The following is a 23,916-nucleotide window of genomic DNA, read 5'->3' as shown; positions in this document are numbered from 1 at the left end:
TAGCTTGAAAATTCGAGACTCTTAAAATTTGGATTCTCATTCTTTTCATGGTGCTGGTATTGAGAAAATGGTCAACCAGGCATCCGGTTACCGCTTCTTTCTTTGTGCCGGTGGATTGTTATTTAATCACAGGTCAGATATGATCAGCAGGTCATCAAAACGCTCAGCTTATGCCATCAAACACGCACATCAAATCCTTGATCAAGAAACTGAAAAGCCCTGCTACCAGTGAAAGCGAATCGCTCAGACAGGAATTGAACCAACTGATCAATGACGACTTGTTTCTCAATTCCTATCTGCAGGATGTGATCGATGCAGCCAAACAAAACCAATCAGATGATGAGTTGTTGCGATTGTTTGGTATCATCAGCCAACGACTTGAGTATGTTGAACACTGGGACAACGGTGAAGTAAACCTGACCCGGAAATTAATTGAAGATGGGATGATTGCACCTCACCAAATCAAGCCACATATCCGCTATTCTGATGAAGAGTACAGCCGCTTTTATGCCAAACAAAATGCGGTGATTGCAGGTCGTGTTGCTGGAAACAAAAATGCCTTCAATCGATTTCGCGATCACACACAATTAAAATTCAAAAGAAACTATGATCATTGCATCAGAAAAAGTCACGCCATCAGTGTGATCGAATCTCACATGTCCATGCTGGATTCAATGAACCTGCGATGTAACAGGAAATGGCTGGACATTGGTTGCGGCAATGGCTTGATTGCCAATGCGGTTCATCCAGGGCGCCATACTGGCAATCATTGGCAGGTTGTGGGTTGTGATCTGCAGGAAAGTAAAATACAAATTGCCAACAACAACCGGTGTAAAGGTCGCAGTTTCTATCAGCAAAATGTGCTGGACCAGTTGAATTTACACCACAGCAATGAGGCTCATTTCGACATCATCAGCATGTTTGAATTTTGCGAACATTTGAGTGACCCATTTTCCCTGTTAAAACAAATCAACGAACACCCCTTTAAGCTGATGGTCATCGCCACGCCACTGGAACAAAAGTTTAACCTGATTGGTGATGTAACTCCCGACCCGGTTCATTTGTGGTCTTTTTCTGTCTCTGCGATCAGTCAAATGCTGAGTTCTATTGGTTTAGATGTTGTGTACGATTCTGAAATCAAAGTGGGTCGCCATGGTAAAGGCATGGACTGGTTAACTGTGATCGCATGCAAACCGGAATATACGGCCTCATTCAGATCCTTCTGAAAGATGTCCATAACAGCATGCCTGTTACTCATCTTTTTCACTGTGATCTGATTCCGTTTCCTTCTGAATCCCCGCTCCAAACGTTTCCTATCCAATAAAGACATTAAAAAAATATGGAAGACCGAATCACGGGAGGGGTATTTGACAATAAGTCCAAGGTTGTAGGAATGCTTGTTCAATCCATCAAGCGAACAAAAGCAGCTCCGGCCCTCAGAAAAGTTCACCAAAATCCTCTGGCCCTTTGATTGCTTTGTTGTACAGATGATGTCAGGGCCATTTAAGAATTTAGATGGCCCTGACTTTAATGTGCCATGATCAGATCGCCACTGCTCATAAGATTGAATGCAACTGCGATTGGATCATAACCTTGCCGATTCAGTCTGCATACCCGCGTTGTAACAACCGACGCACGGCTTTGCTGTCAGCAGAAACCGTTATGACAGTGACCACATAGCGTTTCAGCCAAGCCTTTCTGGCCAGTTTTCGTATGGCCCCTTCACGGCTGAAGAAGCGTAAATGATGGCCATTGTATGCTTCCAGGGTAAAACCTTCGAAATCACCAAAATGATCAAAGATCAAACCACTGACCTTGCCGGAAAAAGCCCGGGATTTGCTTTTGCCAGGAGGTTGCAATCCATTGGTTTCTGACAGCCAGTCATCACCGTTGGGCTCAAAGAATCCATCATCAGATCCATTACTTGTGCCGTTATCAACGCCTTTACCAGGACCGTCATCACCTGGTTTGTTTCCCCCTTCATCTTTGGGGTCAGTAATGACACCGTCAGGAGTGGTTGGAATGGCATTGATGTCGCCACCCAATGCGGCTACTTTTCTGGTGAACAACTCCAGATAACGCATGAATGTTGCATGCCAATAGCTGTCTGCCTTCAGGTGCTCTGCACGCCAGCGAAACATGGAAAGTAACCGCAGGTGCCTGTGCACCATGTCGGCTTTCGTGCTGACTGGAATACTCACCTGAAAGGCACCCACCACTTCACGCCAAATGCTGATTTTTTTTCTGGCCCGCTCAATTTCTTTCGGGTCAGGCTGTTGAATCAATACTGCATGGTCACCAACGGCATCAAAAACTGACAAGTCAGTGATCAGCGTGCGGTTATTGCCCAGATCATAGACTCCCCGAGGTATGGCCTTCTTGCCTTTGGTTGTTTTAGTATCATCCACATTGATGTCAATGGATGCCAATAACTTCACGGCTTCTTTGAGGCTGATCTCCTGTGATTTGGGGCGAGGGAATTTGACCCGACGGCCATTGTTGGTAATTTGCTGGATGGCCAAATCATAGCGCTGCCCCTTTTTGATGCCCAATGGAAAATGGATCGAGATCACGCCATTTTGACGACCAAAATGTTGTGGAATGGGAACATATTTGGTACCACCAGCTGGAAACACAATGGTGTGATCATCCACTTTGCGAATCTCGTGACGATGATACATCTGATCAGCCAGCTGGATCACCGCATCTGCTTGCCAGGAGGGAATATAGATCTTTACATCCGTGCCTTCCGGGGCTTTGTGTTGCCAGTCAATGAACAGTTCATCAGCTGGCAATTCCGCTGTTATTGGCCGGGGCGTGGCTTCAATCTCAAAGGTACTCAATCCCATTCTTGAGGCGTCGATGCCTGGATTAGCCACTTCTGTGACCATCAGGTTGCGTTGGGACAATTTATCAGAAGTCGATGGTTTGGATCCACTGGGTATCGGGGTACCGGCATATTCAACCTGAGCCACCAGGCACTGATGTTCATTCATCAATAAGGTTGATATGGGTACGCTGTCGCCCGCTCCAGGGGCTGATTCCATGCTGAAATCAGTTAAATTGTTATCAATCAATGCGCCAAAAAACTGTGACACTTCCGAGCCAGTGGGTTGAATGGTCTGTTCATTCGGGGCGTCTGCATTTTGAGGTGTGGTTCGCGTTGCCGCATAGAATGGAATGGACAGCCATTGACTGTCCGCTGATTGACCAGGCACCGACAACGGTGGAGTGGCACCATTGTCCATATAGCCCTGAATGGGATCACCACTGCCGTTGCGATTGAAAGTCAGGGCCGCTGTGGTTTGTGACCTGAAAATCCGGAAAAACACCCGCACATCATCTGCTGAAGCAGCATTGCCATTCAGTCGAACCCGTGCAACTGCAAAGTTGTAAACTTTTTTCGGATTAGGCCCAGTCGTGTCAGGTAAAGCACTCAATGCCGATTCTGACTGTTTGACTTTCAGTTCATTTTCAAACTCACTGATGCCAATGTTGTTGATCAGATTTTGAATAAAAGCATTGGCATCACTGCGTGAGGCCCCCATTTGCAGGGTTTCTCCAGCAATGTCATCACCTTCAGTCAACCGGAACACGCGCAAGTCTGAACTGAGCCAGGTTTTCGCATCCGGATCATCCAGGTCCAACATAAAGGGGTTGGCTGATTTGACTAATTGGATCCAGGCCCGGTCGGTCAGCACAGCAGAGGCTGCCGGGGTATTTAAACTTGCATTGACCTCCATGTCCTGATGGTTGCCACCAAAAGAAAAGGCTGTGCCTGCATCAATGGTTACCTGATAAGTAAAGGTGATGCGTTGCAGACGATCTGGAAACCCGGGATCATCGGAATCCACAGATATGGGCGTGATATCAACACCGGTTAATCCAGCAAATGCTGGAGCCCTTGAAACCAATTGTGCCGGTGTCAAACCAGCAGTGATGCCTCCACCCGGAAACTGATTGGGCTTGACTCCCTGAACGGTAACCAGCACAGCAGCATTGAACACTGGGTTGCCGGTGACTTCATCCTGGCTGAACGTGCTGCGCTCTAAGATAATTTCTATCGCTGGTTTGGGTTTGGCCAGCCATTTAGTGATGTTGACAAAAACAGCTTTGATTTGATTAAAAGTGCCCATGTCATCATTAAAACCATGGTTTTTAGCTGCGTCAGGTCCCGTTTTATTCAGCAATGCGCCCACCATATCGATGTCACCGGTTAAATTGATGTCAATGTAATGGTGGAAGGTTGAGCCGGTGACCACGCGACCAACACCTGACTTTCTGCCATCGTAGGTACTCATGGTATTGACTGTTTTCACTGCAGCAAAAGGATCCAGCGCTGATCCGACAATGTCTTCAAATGTGTCGCCGCTGGCGGCATCCCTGTTTTGCTGAGCAATGGATTGACCGGTTGCGATCACTGCCGGTAACTCCCGATGACCTGCCACCTCAGGAAACTCAGTAAATGATTCACCATCAAAACTCAATGATTGGGTGTAATCATAGTCCAGGGAATAGCCCTGATCGATGGTCACCAGCCCCAGGGTTCTGCCTTCGTGCATATGATCAGGATAGATGATGATGTCACTGCCATCATGGCGTAATATGGGATGTGTTGGAGCCACTGGCACGATGGGTTGTGGCACCGAATCAGATTGGTTCTCAAAATAGACGAAGGCACCCGAACCGTCGTCATCAATGGTGTAGTCCCCCAGCGGGTTGGTTTGTACGGTGTCTGCCCTGCCCGGTCCTATCACATCAAAATTACTGGGAAATCCAACCGGCATTGGACTGGTCGAATCATTCGGACCAAACCAACAACGCATGGCCCGGACCCGTGGGATGTGGCCACACATCACAGAACCAATGGAATCGTGGTCACCAGTGGCAAACACCCCACCTCCGGCATCCATAAAGCGGGTCAATGCAGCAATTTCCTCATCTGGTATACTTGCAGGACTGCTGTTACCGGATGGCGGTATTGAATTGCGGCCATGATAGCCAATCAGCCAGATGACGTCATACTGCATCAGGTCATGAGTGGCCAGATTAAATGCATCGGCTGGATTGGCCGCATGCAGGGTGGCTGTGGTATCAAGGTTTTCACGATGGGCCGTGGCCACATTCATATTGGGATCCGCGTTCAGCGTGTCCACCAGGGTTTTGTATGTAAAATCTTTGGTCGCAGCCGGTTCATCAAATCGATAAACACCGTCTATAATGATCAGTACATTGATTGTCATGTTATTCTCCAGATTGGTTAAGACAACCTGCTCGTACACAATTCCTGTTCTGAGGATCTGTTGCCACTCATCAGGCTGTCATGAATTACGGACAACAATCATTGGGTTTTAAAAGGGTAACAGGAAACCCTGAGTGGTTGAATTCCCCTTCATTCAGCATTGACTTCGTATCATGAATACACTTTAAATGATTATTTCCATGTACTATATTTCACTATTTATTTGCAAATACACATGGGTATATTCTGATGAACCTGTCAATGTATTCCTACAACGGGCATGTGCATTTGCTTGATGGCACAAATAACAATGGAAATCATGGGTAAGGTTTAATGAAGTGAGGTTTATTCAGGACTTCTTTATTCGCTGAAAACCACACGATAATCAAGCCGATGAAAAACCTGCAATGAACGAATAAGTTAATTCAATGACCAAAATTATCAATTTGTGCAAATTAAAAAGGCCTTCATAAAGAAGGCCCTGTCATGAGATTAAAAGACGCTGATGTCAGTGTTTTCTGGTTTGATAAAATGCCATGGTTAGCAGACCAAACAGCAGTAGCACCAAAAACCTTGGGTCATTGACTGGTACCATTCTTAACAATTCCACACCAAAGGTCACCGGTGGTGAATTGGGGGTATTGGTATCCAACTCAATGGGTTCTTCTTCAGGAGTGATGGGCACATTACAGCTGTCCAGCACTGGGTCCTGAGCGTCAAAGGTGGTTACGTAACATACCGGACTGTTGGGTGGTACAGGTGCCAGACCAACAGGTAATTGCTCAAACAGGAAAGTACCATCAGCAAATGCAAAATTTTAAGACAACTTTTCTCTGACAACCATGTGAAAATGATGACATAAATATAATCAAATAGAGTATGAAAAGAGAAAGTTAAAAAATGTGTCAGTCATCTGAATGATTTTCATTGAAGTCTTGTTGAAATGAGATGCTCCACAGTGGTCTTAACGCCCCCAGGGCTGATAACGACAATCCTCGTGAATATGGTGGCCATGAATTAAGGCGGCTGAAAAGACATTGTGTTTTGACATTACGCCCAGTTCATTTATGATGAACCTGACAATGTGTGTGTTGAGTCCGTAACAAAACCCGGGTTTCAAATTGAGCATTCGTTACTTGTGCGCGTCCCAGATGCGCTGTTTCATAACCAACCAAGAGGAAGCTAAATGACAACCAATATTGATGTGATTGTTGATTTCGATGGCATCGTTGCCAATGTCCCACATGACAGCAACGATTATTACACCCGCTGCGAAGGGTATGTTACCTATCAGGGCGAAGGGGTTGATGGCGCCACGCTGAACCTGATTCAGGGACAGCAATATACCCTGACCTTATATGCCAAGGATGGTGATCAATGTAGCATAGAAGGGCTGCATGGTTTCACCGATACCGACCTTCAGTTCCTGAATGACGGCAACCCGAATCAACTGGCGTTTGTGGCTCAGGTAATTGATAAAGAAGGCAAGGATGTGTTCTTTGAAGCCAACTTCACCAACACGATGGGAAGTGCCTGTACAGCCAGATGGGATCCCACCATCATCATCACAGATGACCCGGATTGACCGGCAGCAACAAATCCATGAAAAGTCACAACAAACTGTTGTGGCTTTTTATTTGCTGACAACTTGATCCCACTCTGCACTTTGACGAATCTGGCTGAGCAAAGGTGACTGTGTAATTTCTTCAAGCGGATATTTTTTTTCAATGGCCTTGATGAGATGATGTTGAGTTAAACGCAGATTACCGATTAAGTCATGGGTTGTCGCTGCCACAAAGTGCTCCAGTCCCGTGTGACCCTCACTGATGTCATTGACATACGCCATGGCTTCATCCAACCGGGACAAATTAGCTAAATAATAAGCAAGGTGAACCCTTGCCATTGAGTCTTTCGGATTGGTTTTCAATTCACTCTGCGCCAGCTCAGCTGCGCGTTGATAAGCTGGATTTTTGTCTTCATTACCACTGAGCTTATAGGCATCAGCTAAGTTGCCCCACAATAAATATTGATTGTCCCGTAACGCCACTGCCTTTTGATAAGCTTCTACAGCTTCATTGTAGTTTTTGATGTAAAACAACATGGTACCCAAGTTTGAATATGCCACATCAGAAGGCCTTTGATCAATGGCCAAACGGGTATACCTGATCGCATTCTCAATGTCGCCCATCACATAATAAACCCCTGCGGCATTTCGATAACCGTAATGATTGTTGGGACTGATTTCAGTCAGTTTAAGAAATGCACTGAGGGCTTTTTCATATTCACCATTCTGTGAATGAAATATCCCGGTTTTCGAAATCACCCGCCAGTTATTTGGCGCCATTCGTCTTAATTGCTCATAAATACGCTCAGCATCCACCGGACGACCAAGCTTGTCCAGCGCACTGGCCAGGCCCATGTGTGCCCGGATCAGCCGATCGTTTTGTTCGATGGCCAGTTGGTATAAATCAGCAGCCTGTTGATAGCGGCCGTGTTTCATCGCTGCTTCTGCCGACAGATAATGGGTGCTGGCATCAGGGCCACTGATCGCTTCCAGTTTACCGATGGTATTTTGCATGGCTGTGAGCCACTGTTCATCACGGCTGACGGTGTATTGAACCAGTTGGGCTTCAGCCAGCCCTTCATAAGCCCGCGCGTAATCAGGTTCCAGCTCAATGGCCTGTTGAAAGGCCTCAAGCGCTTTTACCTGGTTATCCGTCTGATCATAACGGTATAAGTATCCCCTGCCCTCCACATACGCTTTGTAAGCCCCATCCAGCTGCGGTTTATCGGCATTCAAAGAGTCAATCAAGTGATCTGCAACCTGCCAATCCAGCAATGCCAATGCCTGTTCCCTGACTTTGGCATGGCCGGTAAACAGTTCATTGGCACTGACTTCGACTTCCGAGGTTTTCAATTGCTGACCACTTTGGGCATCTAATAAGTTGAGCACAATCAACCGGGTTGAACCCAGGTGTTGCATGCTACCAGTCAGGATCAGCTCAACGCCGTACTTATCGGCAACGGCTTTGGGAGTGGTTTCCTTCATCCGACTGATTTCTGTGGCTGGCACCACCCAGGTATTACCCAGCTCACTGGCGACTGTGGCCAAATCAGTGCCCAGATTCACCGCCAAACCATCTCCAAAAAGCTGAATCAAAGGATCTCCACTGATGTTGATGAATGGCAGAATAGCGACCTTGCTTGCCTCCTGTAATTGCCGCTGTATCAATTGCTGAGTGGTTGCCGGAAAGACCCATTCTTTGACTGTCCATCCCATGGCCAGGACAAAGGGAATCAAAATGGCGACCTGACTGAACCAATGACGACGTTGCCACCAGTTTTTTTGAAGAGTCAGCTCATCATGCAGGCGATGCAATTCGACTGCCAGATCGGCAGAATTCTGCCAGCGCTGGTCTTTTTTGGTGGCCATCATGCGCTGCAAAAGGTGCACCACATCAACCGGCAAGTCTGGAATGTGTGTGGTCACTGGCTGATGATCACCACTGCAGATGGCTTCCCTGACTTCTTTGACATCAGCGCCCTTGAATGGCTGTTTGCCAGTCAGCATCTGGTACAGCAATGTGCCCAGCGAAAAAACATCTGAACGTTGATCCAGGTTGAGATTCTGGGCTTGTTCAGGTGACATGTAAGCCGGGGTACCTGCCGCTGGTGTGGTGGTATCGGGATGGTGGGGAGTTGGTGACCGGTCTGGCAGCTGGCTGATGAGCCCGGCGATACCAAAATCCAGAATTTTGATGGTGCCATCATGAGTTAGCATGATGTTTTGTGGTTTGATGTCACGATGAATGATGTATTTTTGATGTGCGGCAACCAGCCCGTCTGCAATCTGACAGACCATACCAATGGCTTCACTCAACTCAAAACCATTATCAGGAATCAGTTCACTGAGTGCTTGACCGTCAACCCACTCCATCACGATGTAATTGCTGTTTTCAGCCCTCGCTATGTCATAAATTGTTACGATGTTGGGATGATTGAGTTTACTGGCCATACGGGCTTCTTCCAGCAAAGCATCATCATTCAGCAGTTGAGAAGCGGCGAACGGGCGAAGCATTTTAAGGGCCACATCGCGGTGCAGGGTTTTGTCTCTGGCATGGTATACCGCGCCCATACCACCCTGGCCAAGAATTTCCAACACTTCGAAATGAGCCAGGTCACCGGCCAGATGAAAGGTGTGCTGTTCACCCAATGGTTGTTGATTGATCGTTGACTTTCCAGGTGCCAGGGTCTGATCAGGGTCAGATGCTGTGGATTTTGGTGCCATGGTTCGATCTGGGTCAGTGTCAGCTGCATCTGATGGGTGCTGGATTTGATTTGGATTTCCCTGGACGGTGGTGATGGCTGCCCAATTCACATCGGTCGAGCCACAACCATTCAGTGGATAATCGCACAAAGCACACTGCGCGTTTTGAGGTGGATTCTGATGCAGACACTGCGGACAAACTGTCCATTTGTTATCGGTCATGCGATTCCCGTTCTTTCATCAGTCAGCCACTAAGAAATTAATTATAGAATTTAAAAATACCTACGTCAAATCAATCAACTGGGTCATTTCATTGAAGTGAATTATCAGCTAACTTCAGGCACACACCGTTTGATTCCTGCCTTGTTCTTTGGCCTGATAAAGCGCCTTGTCTGCCGCTTCAATAAACAACACAGTGTTATTGTCCTGGCTGACATGTGCACTGGCGGCACCAATACTGACCGTTAAGCTGATCGATTCTCCAGATTTATCGATGCGCAACTGCTCGGTGGCGTGTCTGATGCGTTCAGCCAGGATGAATGCTCCTTTGATGTCAGTCTCTGCGAGAATCACGATGAACTCTTCTCCACCAAATCGCCCGGCCATGTCACACTCGCGGATGTGCGCTCTGATGATCTCAGAAAAAGCCTTCAGCACCTGGTCACCAGTGGTATGCCCATGACTGTCATTGATGGACTTGAAGTGATCCAGGTCAAGGATCAACAGTGACAAATCATGTTCATAACGAATGGCGCGCTGCATTTCAAGAGCCAACGCCTCATCAATGTGTTGTCGGGTAAAAAGCTGAGTCAGGTCGTCTGTGATGGCCCGTTTGTACAACAAGCTGTTGTGCAAAGCGATGCTGGTGTGTGCCGCAAATGTGGTCAGGAATGGTATTTGTTGTGGATTGAAATTATGTGCCTGTTGCTGGTTGTCCAGATAAATCACACCAATTACCTGGGTATCCTGTACCAATGGAATCACCACCACACTTCGCCCACCACCATCTTCGGTTGGCGCCAGATCGTCCATGCTGTCATTCAGCATGCTGTCTCCAATGATCAGAATTTTGTTTTGCCGGAAACATTTTTGTACCAGTTTCTGGCTGAAGGCTCTGGGTTCAGCCGGTTGTGAGTGCCACTCGAAATCCTCAAAATGACGCACAGCCGGAATCTCCATCAGTTCATTACCAGGATCTTTAACCACCACAAAACCACGCTCCGCATTGAGCACTTTACTGACCAGATTCAGTGAGGTTTTCAGCAGTTCTTTGAGGGTCAGACTGCGATTAAGAATATGACTGATTGAATTTAAAATGCGCTGTTCTTTGAGCCTGAGCTCCTGGGCATTGATCAATTCGTGCAATTCATCATCAATTTTTCGGATCAATTTAATATTCAGGGTGTTGTCACCAAAATTGTCTTGAAGCAAAAACAAAAGTTTACGGCGGAAGTCATTGAATTCTGATGATAACTCGACCTCATCATCCTTGGTAGGCGGATGAAAACAAGTTTGAAACATTTCTTGTGATTCATTGTCCAGCCGTCGTTCATACCACATACTGAGGTTACCCAACTTTAACTCAGTGTCGGCATGCAATATTGGGGTGTCATCTCGTTCAACGCGCTGATTATCAGCCCAGGTTCCATAGCTCGAGCGCAAATCACGAATCAACAACGCTCCTTGTTGCCAGAACAACTCCAGATGTTGCCTGGAAACACTGGTGTTGAGTACTTCGACGTCTGCCTGATCGGACCGGCCAATCACATAACGCTGGCCAGCCAGTAAGCGCACACTGTGAAGCTCATTATCAACATCAATCCAGGAGAGGTAATGAATGGTGTTCTGCGTCATATCATTGTTGTTTGAAGGTGACTCATTATGTGATTCATTCACCGGAAATGTCAAATTGTCATGGATGTACCAATCGCTTGTATACTAATGTCTATCGACAATGTTTACTGGTGTGGCGAATGGACTGATAGAACAAGAAAATGGACCTGTAAAGGATCATTACAAGGCCCTGAAAAAATCAAAACCCCGGTAATGAGCCGGGGTTTTGTGCATGCTCACAGGAGCACCACTCAGTGAGAATGAAGCGCAGACGCCTGGACTTTAACTGATGTTAAACTGCCCTTTCATGATGGCCCAATGACCAGGAAAAGAACAGAAGAAAGTGTACTCCTCACCGGCATTCAGCCCTTCAGTTGAAAAGGTGATGGTGGTGCTTTCTCCACCGCCAATGACTTCGGTGTATGCCAGCACTCGATCATCATTCACAGGAACATAATGATTATCAAGACCAGCAGTCATTCCAGCCTGAGCAACACTTTGAAAATCGGATGTTTTACTCAGCACCCAGTTATGCCCCATGACATTCTTTGCCAATTGACCGGTATGGTTAAGGGTGAGTTTAACAGTTGTGCAATCCGCATCAACAGACAGTTCTGTTTGATCAAATTTCATTTGATCAGTGCTGTTGATGGATAACTCGCAAATCTTTGCTTGTGTGGACAAGGAGAGCAACATCAGGTTGGTTACAATAAACAGTTTCATAAAAATACCTCTCAGGATTGTGATTCATTGCCATGCAATGTTGTGGATAATGTATTGATGAATCGGATTAAAACACAGCCCATGTCAATGCCGATGCAGTATTGCGTGAAAGTCTGGTTCACACCAGCTTTTACAGACTGAGGATTCAGCCTGTATAGTGGTTGAACTTATGCGTATCATGGGTTTTAATGATCATGCCGCTCCAAGCAGCTGCAATACAAAAACTTTAACCAACACCATTTCTAACAAACAGGGAACCTGACGTTGAACACCCGCACCGCGCCTGATCAATCAACCACCTCCAACATGCCGATGAGCGATCGTTTGTGGTTAATTCCCGCAGTGTTACTGACAGCGGTCAGTTTGTTCAGTTATGCCAACACCGACACCACACGTGATTTCCTCATGGCCTGGCAGATCGCCAACACGGGGCATCTTCCTTTATTGGGTCCACAAATGGCTTTCAGCTTTGACATAGGACCCTGGTGGTTTTATCTGCTTTCCCCTGGGCTACTGGTGGGCCAAAGCTGGCTGATCAATGCCATCATCACCGCCATACTCAACGCCAGTAAGTTTTATCTGGTTTACCGGATCGGTCTGTTGGTGGCAGACCGAATGTTGGGCTGGTGTTTACTGGCTGGGTTGATGATGATTGCTTTAAACCTCATGCAAAGCATTACCTTCACACACACCAATCTGGTAGAACCCATGGTACTTTGGGTCATTTATTTGTCCCTTCAATTAAATGGCCAAAGTAAACCCATGCGGTGGTTGTTCGCCGGGGTTGTGTGCGGTTTGGCTTTTCATGCCCATCCTACGGCTTTCCTGGCTGGCTTTTTTGTGTTTCAGAAATGGCTCAGCAGTGAGCGCAAAGCAGTCAGTGCCGGTGCTTTCCTGATGGGCCTGGTGTTGGTCTTTCTACCGGTCATCATTCACGCCCTGATCAGCAATGAACCCATGATGTCCGGCTTGTTGACTTATGCGGATAAATACAAGCCCGCCTTGAACATGGGTGGTTTTCTGGATTTATTGGCAGGTATCTGGGTGGTTGGACCATTTGCCATGTTTAAGGCGATGTTTAACCCCACTGTGGCTTATGGGTTAACAGGGCTGCAACTTTTGTTGCAAATCACTGCTTTCCTGGCTCCTTTGTTTGTTTGGCGCTCCACTGGTCAACAACTAAAAACACTGCTCCTGAATGTGTGGCTGTTTATGCTGTTATCAGCCATTGGCTTATTGCTCATTCGCGCCAATACCCCCTGGTACATGACTTACATCATCAGTTTGAGCACTTCCCTGGTCACAGGCATTGGTTGGTATTTGATTGCCTGTCAAGGACATACGGTATTCATCACACGTTTATTCCTGGCTGTGATGCCTTTGGTTTTTGTCACCACCCAATTACAAACCACCTTGCATTTACACCACAGCACCTTAAAAGTACCCAGCTTGGTGCTGCACGACGCCAAATCTTTTGATGCATCCTTATCATTTGACAGTTATGAAATCCAGGCCCACCAGGCCAAGGCCCATGGCAATTACACCTGCTCACAACAACCACTTGCCGTACACGGCCCTTACAGTAACCTGTTGTTTGCCCACAGTGGCATGGAGCACCTGGGGATCTGTGGAAAAGGCTTGTATTATGGCCCGGCAGCAGTCAGCCGCCATGTGATCGGCGTGCCTCCTCAGTTTACTGAAGTCATCAGCGCTTCTGCCCTCAGCCAAATTGGCAACACCACCTTCTATGAGCCGGTCGATATATCAGAGCAGCAAATGGCCTGGGAAGAAAATTACCAGCATGATTACCAACGTCGAATCAAAAAGAACCCTGACTGGCAAAGCACTGAAGTCAAAGTTGAACTCAAGGGAGGTCAGCACCTGTTGATCACCAATTTGCCAGGCTTTAAAATGCCCATGAAGGTCATCAGTGTGTCAGTCAACGGCCAGTCTGTTGCTGCCATCCGCACTCATACCTATTCAAGCCTGTACCGCTGTACTGATTGTGCAGCACAAAGTGCCAGTTGGCAGGTAAGCTACCTGGAAGGCTCACCAGGAATGACCAATGTGGTGAGTTTTTAATGCGTTGTGTCTGATTTACCTGCTCAGATACTGATCAACTCATGTCATCATTGACGTGCAGGATCAAAAAACGGGTTGGACAACGGGGTCAACGTGGCATTGGTGGTGTTCCAGTTAATTGGTAGAGTTGGAGATTGCAAAGTCACATCAAATTGAATGTTCCGCTCATTCAAAAACACCAACCCCTGCACGCCAGCCAGTTCAAATGTCGGCTCCTGATAAGCACAATCAGGGCAAAAACCCCTGTTGGTATACATATCCAAACTGGTTACCTGATCATTTTGACCCGCGCCAATCGCCCAGACCGGCGCTCCATTTTCATTAAAATAGTAAATGATTGAGACGATGGCACTGCCTTGGGTACCCACTGTGATGCCCCAACCACTGTCTGAAGCGTCATAATAAGAGCCGGTCCATTGATTCACTGTGTCAGGCGCGCCAAAAATAAAGTATTGAAAATCTTCCGTTCCAGTCCGTCCACCGATGTCCCAGGAAAAAGTCGCTTGTTGTGCTGTACTGAAATCAAGATGAACTGAGCCAACCACGTCGAACTGAGTACTGCGGGTTTGTTCATCCCAGGTGAATGACACCAAATCAGCCTGCCAGTCTGGTGAATACTCATTGGCTGCCAGGTACCAGGTTGGCGTGCCGTCATCGTTGTAGGTATACCAGGTCATGAACAGGCGGTTTCCTGCCATTTGAATGTCCATGCCATGGCCGCTGCGTTGCGGATTAAACCACAAGCCGGCTGTGGGTTTGATACCCGCAGACAGGGCATCAGTCGGATCAGAACCATCGATGATTTCCTGATCATCATAAACCCCATCACCATCCCGGTCGAAGGCGAGACGTTCGCCTAAACCGCTGGGCAACAGCGTGTATGTAATCGGGTTTTCATTGGTAACCAGTGCCATCAGCCCCAATGGGCTTAACCGGTTGTCTAGTGAGTCAGCAAACTGCTGAACTGAAGGTTTGTATAAATAGTCGTTACCATGCCCTGATCGTGCCACCAGATCGACTTTGCCAGAATCGGCCACCTGCAAAAGTTCACTGACCCTTGCATCCACCTGAGAAGCTTGTGTGAGGGTGTATTGCTGCCCCACCCCAGCATGGCTGTCTTGTGACACCGGCGCGGTGTTACCCAATGGGACGAAGCCTGTATTCAGCTCAGAGCCCGAAAATGCCATCATCAAGGCGACCAAGTCTGCCACTTCCTGATCAGATGCAACACTGAATGCCCCGGCACTGAGGAATCTGGCAACCGAATCTACCGCTCCATCATGTAAAAAACCAAAACCAGCAAGCGATTGAGCACGCGACGTCTCAAACCCCACCTTGTCATACAAATTCCTTAATTGCGGGGTCTTGATGGATTTCTGGGTCGAACCGTCGACACTGACTACCCCCAGGTGGTTTTCTCCCATGGGGCCAATGGGCATGATGCTGCCACCCACATCTAAATTCAATATACCTGGTTTCAATGCACCATTGACTGCCATACCGGTAGGTAGTGTGTGGCAACTGGCACACTGAAACACACTGTCAAGCAAACCACTGTTATAAAGCGCCAGGCCATTGACCGGATTCCCCGTACCCAGTGGCTGACCTGCCGGCGAAAATCGTCCCGATGTATAATGATTGGTTAAATCGATGCTTTGAGGCAATGTATTGTCAATTTTTCTGAAAGGGTTTGGTGGAAAGGTGATGGTATCCAGCATGTCCTCAAATTGCTGCATCTGACTGCCATTCAATGCTTGATCATCCCCATTGAGGCCAATGAAAGCAGCGTTGAATTCTTCTAAACCATCTCGGTCTCCCCGCCAATGAAAAGGTTCATGCCCAATGATATCCTGGAAAGTCTGGGTCATCATCGGTCCTTTCATGGGATGGAAATCATCACATCCGGGGGTATTTAACAAGGCCACGGTGGTCTGACAGTTCTGATTGAAGCTTTTCATTTCACCAGCCGGATCGCCCAGATCCCAGGCCAGGCGGTCCATTCGTCCATCAACATGGCAGGACGCACAGGCGATGTGGCCCAAGCCAGAAGTCTCGTGGGTGTCATAGAGAAACCGGCGACCGTTTTTGATGGATTCTGGCAACGGGTTAAACACATCAGTCACCGAAACCTGTTGTTGTGTGCTGGTGTCAATGACAGAAAGCGTGGCTGCAAAATGATTCCAAACATAGAGCCGTTGCTGACTTTCATCCAAACCCAAACCTGTGGCACCCTCCCCCACTTCTATGATGCCCTGTCGTTCACCATTGGCATTGATCACAATCACATTATTAGAGCCCATACCTGAGACGTAGCCCCTGGAGCCATCATCTTGCCAAATCACTCCCCGGGGATCACCCAAGGATTGATCGCGGCTTTCCTGAGCAATGGTGCCGGCTTGGTAATCCAGGTGCGGGTTCAGATCGACCACCATCGGTTGATGAGGGTTATTCTCGTCAACCACACCCAGGTTAACGCGCAGGAACACCCCTTTAAGCACCGGTTCGAAACGCACTTCATTGGTCGCATCGGTACCTACCAGGGTGATTTGAGCAGTGGCTGAGTTATAACCGATGGCCATCCCAAGGTTCATCAGCCCGGAAACATAACTGACTTCAAAGGTATCGGTGTTGATCACTGAAATGTCATGATCCAACAACTCCCAACCAGGAACCCTTCCAGATAACCCAGCCTGTGGGCCGGAAATCATATGCGTCCAGTCTTCACCGTTGTCATCCAGCCAGCGACCATCAGGCTGTTGTTTAACAATCAGCGACACTTTAGGAGGCGTGGGTAGTTCAGGATCAATCGCCGGAAAAAATTGATTGCCATCATTGGGCGGTGGATTTTGCCCACCATAAGGAGAGGCTTGGCGATTGACCGGGTTGATCGACGGAAGGGTGTTTTCAGTTTCATCAATGCCACCTCCAAGGATGGTGGTTCGATTGCCTGACTCAAAACTGGCCACATAAACCCGACTGCCATCTGTGTTGACTGTCATAGCCCTTGGGTCCTCTGCCATCACATCTATGATCATGACAGCCTCTTCGGGGTCAGCTGGGTTGAATACCCAAACCTGGTTAACCTGGGAACAGCTGACAAAGGCACGTTCATTGGCAAAGACCACATCAAAGGGCTCATCACCAGTTGGTATCGTTTTAACTACCCTGCGAGCATTGAAATCAACCACTGAAATTGAGTCCGAAATGTGATTAACCACCCACAATTCATTGTTGTTGCGAAAACGCACTGAAACCGGATCCACACCCACTTTGACATGACCCATGCGCACCGGGTAACCCAATGACACATCAAACAACTGTACCCGGTTGTCAGCCGTATGGGTCACAGCCAGCCGGGATTTGTCTGGCGATATATCCAGGGCATGTACCGGGTGATTCTCCCAATTCACATAGGCAACTTCACTGGCCATGGCTTGTGGCGGGACCACCAACAGCAAAAGGTAAATACCAGGGATGATCAACAGGTGCAGGTTCAGATTGCTCAACATATCAAATGATTCTTTTTCAGAACCACATAAGATATCATCATTATGACCTGAAAAGACAGTGAAAATCGTCATTGATGCATCACAGCAAAAACGACTCCTGTGAATCCTCAGCCAGGAGTCTGTTTTACTCCGCCCTGTTGATGATGGATCAGGGACAAGTGGCAAACCAGGCAGTGGTGTCACCGGATTCAAAGCCATCTTTAAAAACTGAATCAACACCCACCTGGCGCATGCGCAAATCCGTGCCATCACTGCCAATTCTGGGCCCACCAACAACCAGATTTGTCTCCTGGGTATACTCGCCTGTCAATTCCAATTGACAAACATCGACCGGACCACCAATACCACTGAGCGGAAATGTAGGATCAACAGCTGTGGGTGCTGCCCCATTGAAAGAATCAAAAAACCAATAATCGCCCCAAAGGGCTTTGGTAGTGACAGGCTCGTTGTCCATATCAAAAAAAGTAAATACGGCACCGCCTTGGAAAGTGAATTGCGACCCTGTGTTATTGATGGGGCCCAGATCACGCTCGACCACACTGAAAGGACCTGCTTCAGGAAACTCAACAACCCTTGCGGTACCTTGCGAATTGTAGGTAAAGGTTACCCCGGCTCCATTGAATCTGGCACCGCCTTCTTTAACAAAAGTGAACCCATTGGGTGGTGCAAGCAACTCAATGGGTGTGTGATTGAAATTTGGTGAAGGTCCGGCGGTACTGGTATGAGTCACTCTGACCTGTCCATTAGGCAATTGATTTAACCCCATGAGTGTCCGGTCATCGAAATTGGATGCATAAGGTTCCCTGATGGCCCCGTCAAAAGGTCCGCTGGATGTATATCTTCCATAGAATGTATAACTGCCCCCTGCATTGGTGGATTGATAGATTTCAGTTTTACTGTCGGTCAAATCATGCGTACTGAGAAACATCCCATCAGAAGTTTGTGAACAATCCGCATTGTCAAAATTATTGGTGGTGGTGCCTGGGACAGTAGACTGACTCCATGAATTGCCGTTGTACCTGGACACTTCCAGATTGAAATCTTTGATGTAGGGAACCACCACATTCATTCCATCGGTACAAATATCTCCAAGGGCGAACAATGTGGCGGTGTTCTCCAGTGAAGTGCTGGTGATACCTGTGCCATCATACGGCGCGGGTATCCTGACCGCATCAAGGCGGTTGTTGTTACCATCATTCCATAATATGGCAAACAACAAGTCTGGGTTGGCACCTTCAGAATAGGTCCCGATTTTAACCTCCAATGGTGCCTGGTTAAATACCGGCACGGTATGCCATGCACCTTTGGTGGCACCTGCCATTAAAGGCATGGCAAGGCTAGTTAAGCCAAGCAAAAATAATAACTGACTGATCCGCATCATCTCACCTCAAGTTGTTGTGAACTTAACAACCATGCGTCAGTTATGTATTAATTACGCCACTATTTTGTGATGTTTTGCATCAAAAAAGTCAGTCTGCCAGTATTCAGTCAAATCCATTGGCAAAAATAACACTGAAGGAAGAAACCCGTAAAGTGAACTGCGCGGTTTCAGAAATGCTGTCATACCCAGGCCAGGTACTGATGTCACCGATGGTCAGGTGAAAATTAAGATTCAGGTTGGCGAGGTCTTCAATCAGATCGATTCCAAAGTCATCCGGATTGGCTGCCCAGTCGTTTAAGGTGGATTCTGCTATTGAGCCATCCAGTAAATTGGTATCAGGAATGGGCAGCATAAAATCCAGCCACCACTGATCTGGCCGCAAGGTATACCAACCAGCCTCTGTCTGATGAGCAATGAGATAAGGGTCGGTTTCATCGTCATCATCATGATCCCAGAAATAACCACTGATGGCCTGGGATTTAGCCAGGAAATCGCCAAACACGTTATGATAATTGGCAGAAATACCGGTACTGATGATTTGACCCCTGTTGGCTCTGAGGTTAAACCGGGCTCTGTCTGTGGCGTCAAAGTAGCCATCAAGATCATGATTTGGATCTGTGGCCGCATCACCAAACAACCCAAACGGAAACAAGGCATCAAGATTGATTGAATCGGTCTCACCGGTATTGACATCAGCCATCCAAATAACGCCATCACGATCTGAAAAGTCCAGCCCCATGCCACCAGGTGCAGGCACAAAATCACCGCCCAGTCCAAATCCAGGTTCAATCCTGATGTCAGAAATGGTTCGGTTCGTTGAATTGAGGTATTTGGCCAAAAACCGGTAAGGTTTGGATACCCCTCCAGCCAAATCAACATCAAACACCAGGTCCAACACACCGCCAGTTGAGGTGGTTGATAGTTTAAACCGCTTACTGGATTGAAATGGATCACTGCATTGTTTGACTGTTAAATCATTTGGGTTAACCCCGGCAGTCATCACACAGTTCGAGCCGTTGACATCATCATTGTTTACGATCCCGAGCCCTGGCGACATGACATCACTTTCCACCCAGATAACAGAACCCAGTTCATGGCTCAGGAATTCATCATCATAAATATGACTTTGATAGGTGAATTCAGGGATGTATGGCCCCGGGTCAGTGATCACATTGAGCATATTCCATTCCGTGATTTCGCCTGCCTGATTGGGTAATGATGTCATCAACAGTGTCATTAAACTGATGGTTGTGATGTAACAATAACGAATGGTTTGTTTCATGATTTTCCCCTGGCTTGATATATCAATATCATTTCATATAACTGGGCGGCATAACTTGACAAGAATCAAAGTAACTGTTGTTAAGTCAGGGACGTTTTTGCTTTGGGGGTTCTGATTTTCTGGTATACACCAATTCCACTGACTGGTCATCACCCTGAGTGGTTTGCAAATTGAGGTATTGATTGATGCGGTATTTTAATACCCAAAATCCGAGCCGGTTAAACAAACCCTGATTATAGGAAATGTAAAGGTCATCATTGATTTTTTTACCTGCTTCAATCACTGATTCTGATTGTGCGCCATTGCGTTTCACCGTCAACACATCAATCCCAAACTGCTGTTGTATTTGTTTAAATACCGGACTGCTCTGATTCAGTCCCAGGACGATGGCAGCTTGTTTCAGTGATTCAGAATCGAGATTACCGGCCCCTTTGATGCCTTGGCCAGTCATGATATAGGCCAGTTTTTCCACATCCGGCATGGTTGGTTCAGAATACAATTCTGAGCGCAGGTTCTCGACCGTCCCCGTCAGCTTCACACCCGCCTTTACATCATCCACAGTGGCTTGTCTGGTTGCTTTCACATTAAGTCTGGGGTTTGCAAGGTCGCCGGCAAAATTCAGTTCACCTGTGTCGATGTTGAGTTTTTGTCCATAAACTTCATACCGTCCATTGATCAGCTTCAGGTCACCATAACCAGTTAACTGTTGTTCAATACCTTGCCTGATATTCAACTGGCCGGTCATGTCCGCACTTAAGCCAATCACGTCCAACTGAACAGGATCTATAATCCTGGCATTGACATCCAATATTATGGGATAACTCAATTCTTCCGGCTCATTCTTTTGGTCTCTGATTACCACCAAATCTGGTGAGTTACTGACCCCCTCCGGAGGCAGGGACTTGATGGCCACATGACCGTAAGGGATGGTCACATCACCAGCGATACGCGCCTGCTTCTTGTTGGCTTCAACAGTCAGATCAGGTGAGATATCTATGGTCAGTTCAGGCAAATTCATCACGGTGAAGTGAGTGCCTTGCAGCTGACCTTTAAACACCCATTCTGGCTGAGTAATCATGCTTCCGGTCAGTAACAACTCACCCCGGTGACGATCACTTTGACTGAACCCTTGGAGTTCAATCTGATAAACCGGATCACGTTCCCGGCGGGTTTCAATGCTTAATGCCACCTGTTCGAGGCGGGTACCCATGCGGGTCAGCTTCAGGTGACCTTCAGGTTGCGACAGTTCCCAGAAAATATCCGGGCTGCGCAAAGAACCCGCAACCCTGCCAGATAAATGAACCGCGCCTCTGAGTTCACTGATTTCATCAGTCAACCCAGTGACCAGAGCCTGGTTGTTGATTTGACCTGACATGTCGGCATTGATCTGCCAATCCTGTTCACTGTCCTGCTGAAAGAGTTCTGCCTTGAGGCGAATAAAACTGTCATCATCAAGTACAACTGATGATGAGACACCGACATTTTGCCCTTCATTTTTGGCATTCAATGTGAGCTCATTGATACCCTGTGTGATCCACTGACCATCTGGCGTTCTGACGCCAAGCTGTCCGGCGGCTAAATGAAAATCCGAACTGAGCTGAACGGCCTGTTCACTGAGCTCATAACTGGCAGTGCCATTGATCAACCCAGTCACTCGCCATTGCTCAGGTAACAATGGTCTGAAAGCATCTGCACTGAATGACTGCACTGACAGCTGACCCGTGACAGGCGCCGAAGCACTGATTTGATCCGATTGCACACACAGTTGTCCGGCGGCCACTCCGTTCCAGCACACTTCAGAAATTTCAAACACTTCGCCCCAACTGATTTTGGCCGGCTGGTTCATGCTGATTTGTCGTCCGTCTGCCAGTACCACCTCGTGTTTCATCAGTATCCCTTGCCAGATTGGCATTGGTTGTGTTGTCATTAACTGACCTTGCAGATTGAGTGTTGTTTGTATTTCACCGGCCGCCATATTCAAATCAATGTCATGGCTGTTCAACCAACCTGTGGCGTTGAGTTCCACAGCACTGAGACTGCGATTCCTGAAGACCAGATCAGCAATCTGAAGCTGACTGTGCAGTCGCTTGTCCCAGGTACCGTCAAACAACCACTTGACTCCTGATGCCTTTACACCGGCGTAAGCAACAACAGCTGAATTCAGTGATCCGGAAAAATCAGGGTTTCCAAAGTCACCACTCAGCAAAATCTGCCCTTTAGCCTGACCCTTCAATTGAGGATCGATCAATGTCAGTTCCGGCCAATCCACTTTGATGGAACCTTCAACCATGCCATCACCATACTGACCATCAATATGCAGTTCATTGACCCCCAGACGAAGAATCAGGTCATTGGCCTGGTAGTTGTCTTTCAACCATTGACCGGTCCCACTGAATTTAAATGCCTGACTTTTCAATGTTCCTTGCAGTTGACTGTGATTAAGACGCAGATACCAATCATCATTATATTGCTCAGCATCCATTTGTAATTCGCCTGACACCTGTCCCGGCCAATCAAGTCCCCACCTGCCAGGATCAAACTCATTGACCGTCAAATGTGAATTGATGGTGACCGCTTCTTGCCACCCTACAGACAGGGACGCCAGTAGTTGTTGATCATCAGCTTCCCATTTGAGTTGTTCGACATCAAAGCCACCCAGACCACCTTTACCGGTCACCTCCAACCGACCTTCTGGGAACTGGCCATACAGCACTTTTGCCTGCATGCTGGCTTGATAACTATCAGGCTGACCACTGACTTCAGCCTGGGACAAGTCAAGCTGAACATCACCCTGCGCCATCTTGACTGTCAGTTGTCCTGGTTCAGCCATTTGTATATTCAGCACAGATCCGGCGCCGCTGCTCAATTGTGTCAGCCAACGAGTCTTGCCGGAGATGTGAGGGTGATCAACCGCCAATAGATGCCGGCCCGTTATACGATTGGCAGTTCCGTCAATGCGACTCTCCCCTGAGATTGTGAAGGCTTCTGCAGATTGATCATTCTGCCATTGCCAGCTGATGTCAGTATCGAATGGCCAATTTGCTGACATCATGACAGCTCCCCTTGCATTGAGATTAATTTGCTCGTGATCAATTTTCAACTCAATCACATCAAGATGGTCATTCTGCCAACTGAGTGCTGCTGAGATTTGCGGGATATCTTCGGCAAATTCCTGGTCCTGATAAGTCAGGTTGTTAACTTCAAATTGATCGATCATTAACCGCCCTGGTAAAGACAATGCTGGCAAAACCTGGCTGGTATCTGAGTTCTGGATATGATTCATACTTTGAATGTTGACATCATTGATTTGCAACATTGAAATGTGTACCTCACGCTTCCACAGCGACCAATCCAACTGGTATTGCAGCTGACCAATGGTGAGGTGATATTGATCATCATGATAAACCACTTGCCTGATCTCCAGCTGCTTGCCAAGTTGGCCATTCAGCTCTCCAAAGGTGACCGGTAACTGCTGATGATTGATGAGGTATCTAAGGGTTTGACTGGCACCTGCAGACGTATACAGCAAGTAATAGGCAATGATTGCGACCAGCAGCATCAGCACCATGGATATCAGCAACAGTTTTTTCATCAACC

Annotated in this window: 12 protein-coding genes; 3 read left to right on the top strand and 9 right to left on the bottom strand. The window is 47.5% G+C overall.

The features are described 5' to 3' along the window. Window positions 1–170: 170 nt before the first annotated feature. Complete coding sequence (locus tag B0475_RS13160) at window positions 171–1,226, top strand: class I SAM-dependent methyltransferase (protein ID WP_077412328.1); 1,056 nt, start codon at window positions 171–173, stop codon at window positions 1,224–1,226. Between the two features lie 375 nt (window positions 1,227–1,601). Here B0475_RS13160 and B0475_RS13155 read toward each other — a convergent pair whose 3' ends face one another. Further along, window positions 1,602–5,243 carry a hypothetical protein gene (locus tag B0475_RS13155; RefSeq protein WP_077412327.1) on the bottom strand — a complete coding sequence of 1,214 codons (3,642 nt, stop codon included), beginning with the start codon at window positions 5,241–5,243 and terminating at the stop codon, window positions 1,602–1,604. Window positions 5,244–5,750: 507 nt separating this feature from the next. Beyond that, window positions 5,751–5,945 carry a hypothetical protein gene (locus tag B0475_RS13150; RefSeq protein ID WP_077412326.1) on the bottom strand — a complete coding sequence of 65 codons (195 nt, stop codon included), beginning with the start codon at window positions 5,943–5,945 and terminating at the stop codon, window positions 5,751–5,753. A 483-nt stretch (window positions 5,946–6,428) separates the two neighbouring features. On the opposite strand from B0475_RS13150, the gene B0475_RS13145 reads away from it, so the two are divergent. Beyond that, on the top strand, window positions 6,429–6,827 hold the full coding sequence (locus B0475_RS13145; RefSeq protein ID WP_077412325.1) for a hypothetical protein: 399 nt from the start codon (window positions 6,429–6,431) through the stop codon (window positions 6,825–6,827). A 48-nt stretch (window positions 6,828–6,875) separates the two neighbouring features. On the opposite strand, the gene B0475_RS13140 is transcribed toward B0475_RS13145, so the two are convergent. From B0475_RS13140 to azu, 3 genes are all read right to left on the bottom strand, one after another. Further along, the gene (locus B0475_RS13140; protein ID WP_077412324.1) at window positions 6,876–9,731 is read right to left on the bottom strand and encodes a serine/threonine-protein kinase; all 2,856 of its coding nucleotides are present in this window, start codon (window positions 9,729–9,731) and stop codon (window positions 6,876–6,878) included. Window positions 9,732–9,845: 114 nt separating this feature from the next. Beyond that, on the bottom strand, window positions 9,846–11,363 hold the full coding sequence (locus tag B0475_RS13135) for a sensor domain-containing diguanylate cyclase (RefSeq protein ID WP_157892947.1): 1,518 nt from the start codon (window positions 11,361–11,363) through the stop codon (window positions 9,846–9,848). 261 nt (window positions 11,364–11,624) lie between these two features. Continuing rightward, entirely contained in the window at window positions 11,625–12,065 is a 441-nt protein-coding gene (gene azu / locus B0475_RS13130; RefSeq protein WP_077412322.1) for an azurin, read from the bottom strand. A 264-nt stretch (window positions 12,066–12,329) separates the two neighbouring features. Between azu and B0475_RS13125 the strand changes: the two genes are divergently transcribed. Continuing rightward, complete coding sequence (locus B0475_RS13125; protein WP_077412321.1) at window positions 12,330–14,147, top strand: glycosyltransferase family 39 protein; 1,818 nt, start codon at window positions 12,330–12,332, stop codon at window positions 14,145–14,147. Window positions 14,148–14,194: 47 nt separating this feature from the next. Here B0475_RS13125 and B0475_RS13120 read toward each other — a convergent pair whose 3' ends face one another. The 4 genes from B0475_RS13120 to B0475_RS13105 all read right to left on the bottom strand — a co-directional run bounded on the left by B0475_RS13120 (window position 14,195) and on the right by B0475_RS13105 (window position 23,911). Continuing rightward, entirely contained in the window at window positions 14,195–17,656 is a 3,462-nt protein-coding gene (locus tag B0475_RS13120) for a YncE family protein (RefSeq protein WP_157892946.1), read from the bottom strand. Window positions 17,657–17,804: 148 nt separating this feature from the next. Continuing rightward, window positions 17,805–19,037: a hypothetical protein gene (locus B0475_RS13115; RefSeq protein WP_198538272.1), complete on the bottom strand. Its 1,233-nt coding sequence runs from the start codon at window positions 19,035–19,037 to the stop codon at window positions 17,805–17,807. A 103-nt stretch (window positions 19,038–19,140) separates the two neighbouring features. After that, window positions 19,141–20,319, bottom strand: a complete 1,179-nt coding sequence (locus B0475_RS13110) for a choice-of-anchor F family protein (protein WP_077412319.1) — start codon at window positions 20,317–20,319, stop codon at window positions 19,141–19,143. An 85-nt stretch (window positions 20,320–20,404) separates the two neighbouring features. After that, window positions 20,405–23,911, bottom strand: coding sequence for a translocation/assembly module TamB domain-containing protein (locus B0475_RS13105; RefSeq protein WP_157892944.1), 3,507 nt, complete (start codon window positions 23,909–23,911; stop codon window positions 20,405–20,407). Between the last annotated feature and the right edge of the window lie 5 nt (window positions 23,912–23,916).

It is taken from the genome of Marinicella sediminis (assembly GCF_002000055.1).
In the GTDB taxonomy this organism is placed as follows: domain Bacteria; phylum Pseudomonadota; class Gammaproteobacteria; order Xanthomonadales; family Marinicellaceae; genus Marinicella; species Marinicella sediminis.
Note: the sequence above shows the minus strand (reverse complement) of the source record. Positions and strands in the feature narration are given on the sequence as shown.